This window comes from Kitasatospora putterlickiae (genome assembly GCF_039527695.1).
GTDB lineage: Bacteria > Actinomycetota > Actinomycetes > Streptomycetales > Streptomycetaceae > Kitasatospora > Kitasatospora putterlickiae.
Map to the genome: position 1 here is coordinate 20,733 of NZ_BAAAKJ010000078.1, position 2,995 is coordinate 23,727.

General features: G+C 75.6%; 3 protein-coding genes. 1 reads left to right on the plus strand and 2 read right to left on the minus strand.

Going from position 1 to position 2,995, the window contains the following annotated elements; genetic code table 11:
• Both ABD308_RS09005 and ABD308_RS09010 read right to left on the minus strand, forming a co-directional pair.
• Positions 1–432 (minus strand): response regulator (locus tag ABD308_RS09005; RefSeq protein WP_344330463.1); only part of this gene is annotated, 432 nt, incomplete at its 3' end.
• Positions 429–1,991, minus strand: a complete 1,563-nt coding sequence (locus ABD308_RS09010) for a sensor histidine kinase (RefSeq protein WP_344330465.1) — start codon at positions 1,989–1,991, stop codon at positions 429–431. The genes ABD308_RS09005 and ABD308_RS09010, both read right to left, overlap by 4 nt.
• 158 nt (positions 1,992–2,149) lie before the next feature.
• Between ABD308_RS09010 and ABD308_RS09015 the strand changes: the two genes are divergently transcribed.
• Positions 2,150–2,995 (plus strand): class I SAM-dependent methyltransferase (locus ABD308_RS09015; RefSeq protein WP_344330467.1); only part of this gene is annotated, 846 nt, incomplete at its 3' end.

Below are 2,995 nucleotides of genomic sequence, written 5' to 3' on the forward strand. Positions count from 1 at the left end.
ACGCGGCTCACCGGTGCGGTGGTAGCGGTCGATGAGCCGCCGGGCGGCCGCGGGGTGGAGCATCCCCTGCCCGCCGGCGACGACGTGGACGGCGCGGGCGATCTCGGCGGGCGGGGTGTCCTTGAGCAGGAAGCCGTCGGCGCCGGCGGCGAGGGCCCGGTACACGTACTCGTCGAGGTCGAAGGTGGTGAGCGCGATGACACGCGGACCGTCGGGCAGATCGCGCAGCCGACGGGTCGCGGCAATGCCGTCAAGGCGGGGCATCCGGATGTCCATGAGGGCAACGTCGATGCGGTGCCGCTCGGCGAGTTCGACGGCCTCCAGCCCGTCGGCCGCCTCGGCGACGACCGTCAGCTCCGGGTCCTGGGCGAGCAGGTCGACGAGCCCGAGCCGGACCAGGGCGTCGTCGTCGACGACCATCGTGCGGATCACGTCGCCTCGCTCGGTGGGTTCGGTCCCGGCGCGCGGCCCGGGGTCGGGTCGGACGGTCCGGGGTGGGGAGGCGTCCGGGCGGGAGGTCGCTCGGGCGGGCGGACCGGTGGGCGTCGCGGGGCGGGAAGGCGGGCGGCCAGCCGGAAGCCGCCGGCGCCGTCGGGGCCCGCGTCGAAGTGCCCGCCGAGCGCGCCGACCCGTTCGCCGAGCCCTACCAGGCCGTAGCCTCCGCCCGTGAAGGCACCGGACGGCGCCGGGTCGCCCGGCCCGTTGTGCACCTCGACGGTCGTCGCGGGCGCCCCGTACCGCACCCGGACGGTGACCTGCGCGGTGTGCGCGTACTTGCGCGCGTTGGTCAGCGCCTCCTGGACGACGCGGTGGACGGCCAGCCGGTGGGTGGTCGGGATGCTCTCCGGGTCTCCGGTGAGAGCGAGTTCGACGCGCTGGCCCGCGTCGGTGGCCTCGCCGACGAGTTCGGTGAGGTCGCGCAGGGCGGGCGCCGCGACGGGTCTGGGCTCCAGGCGGTGGCGGGAGGCCGGTGTGCTGCCGGACGGCGGTGGGGGCTGGGCCGCTGGCTCGGCCCGGCCCGGCGGGTAGGCCGTGGCCGATGGACCGGAGGGGCCGGGTGGACCGGGTGAGGCTGGCGGCGCGGGCGGAGTCGGCGGATCGGGCCGGTCGGGCTGGTGGGACTGATCGGGCTGATCGGGCCGGTCAGGCGGGTCGGCGCGGAGGGCGCCGAGGACGTCCCTCAGGTCGTCGAGCGACCGGGCGGCCGTCGCCCGGAGCAGTTCGAGGCGGTGGGCGAGGCGTTCGGCGTCATCGGCCACGGTGCCGGCCCGGGCCTGGTCGCGCAGCACGCCGGTGTGCAGCACGAGGAGGCTCAGCCGGTGGGCGAGGACGTCGTGCATCTCACGGGCGATCCGGGCGCGTTCGGCGGCGCGGGCCTGTTCGGCCCGCAGCTCGCGTTCGCGGCGCAACGCGTCGACCTTGGCCTCCAGGGTGCGGATCAGCTCGCGGCGACCGCGCAGCCACAGGCCGAGGCAGATGGCGGCGGCCTCGACGAGGAGTTGGGAGCCGGTGAGCCCCGCCCAGTCGAGGACGGATTCGGCACGGATCACGCTGAGCCCCGCCATCGCGGCCCCGGCGACCACGGCCGGGCGGATGCGGCCCGTCGCGGCCAGGTGGAAGACGCTGAACAGGCCGGGGAAGGCCCGGTTGAGCAGCCCGCAGACCACGACGGGCAGCACCGCGGCGGCGACCGGGTGACGACGGGTGAGGAGGAGGGAGAGCGAGGCGAGGGCGGCGCCGGCGATCCGCAGCGGGCGTAGGGGCTGGTCGTGGCCGAGCCACTGGAAGATGGTCTCCTCGGCGACGAGCACGAGAACGGTCGCGAGCAGGAGCGTCTCGATCAGCCGGTTCCGGGGCGCGGCGTACCAGCCGAGTGGCGTGGCGCGCCCAGGGCGCGGCACCTCCGGCGGGCGGCGGAACGGAAGGCGCGGGTGGGCCAGGCGGGACAGGCGGGTTCGGCGGGGTGTGCGTGTCAGGTGGTCGGTGGTCAACTGGTCCTCCCTTCCTTCGCTTCAGCGCCCTGATGGTATGGCGTGGTGATGGGCCTTGGCCCCTGACGATCGGCCAGTGGGACCCTCGACTTTCGTCGGGGGTGCGGGCGGTCGGTCGGCCGATTCGGGGAGTTCGGGGCGTCCTTAGCTTCGGTGTCATGACGACCGATCAGCTCCACCCCGATCCCGATCCTGCTCCCGGCCCCGGGTCCGACGCCGTTCCCGACCCGGTTCCCGGCCCCGGTCCCGACCACGCACCCGCCGTCTCCAGGGCCAGCCGGCCCGGTGGCGGCGAGGGCTGGTTCTTCCTCTCCGAGGCGCTGCGCACCTTCCGGCTGACGGGCGCGGTGGCGCCGAGCGGGACCGATCTGGTGAACGCGCTGGTGGTCCCGGCGACGAGCCGTCCCAACCGGCCGATCTCGGTGCTGGAAGTGGGGGCCGGGACGGGGGCGGTGACGCGCCGGCTGGCGCGGGTGCTGCGGGAGGGCGACCGGCTGCACGTGGTGGAGTCCAACCCCCGGTTCGTCCAACGGCTGCTGGCGGACCCGCACTTGGCTCGGCGCGGGCCCGAGCTGGCGCTGCGGGTGTCGGAGTGCCGGGTGCAGGACCTTCCGGAGGCCGCCCGCGCGGCGGAGTCGGACGGGGGTGGCGACGGGGCCGGGGACGGCGGGTCTGGGGACGGCCGGTCCGGCGACGGCGGGTACGGGCCGGCCGCCGAGCGGTACGACGTGATCGTCTCGGGCCTGCCGTTCACCAACTTCGAACCCTTGGAGGTCCGGCGCATCCTCGACCTCTATCTTCGGCTGCTGGTGCCCGGCGGCGAGCTGACGTACTTCTCCTACCTGGGGACGTCGACGGCGCGGCTGTTGACGTCCGGTCCGCGCCGGGGTGCGCGGCACCGGGCGGTGGTGCGGTTGCTGCGGCGGTTCGAGAAGAAGTACGGGCTGGGGAGCCGGACGACGTGGCGGAACGTTCCGCCGGCGCGGGCGCACCTGCTCCGCGCG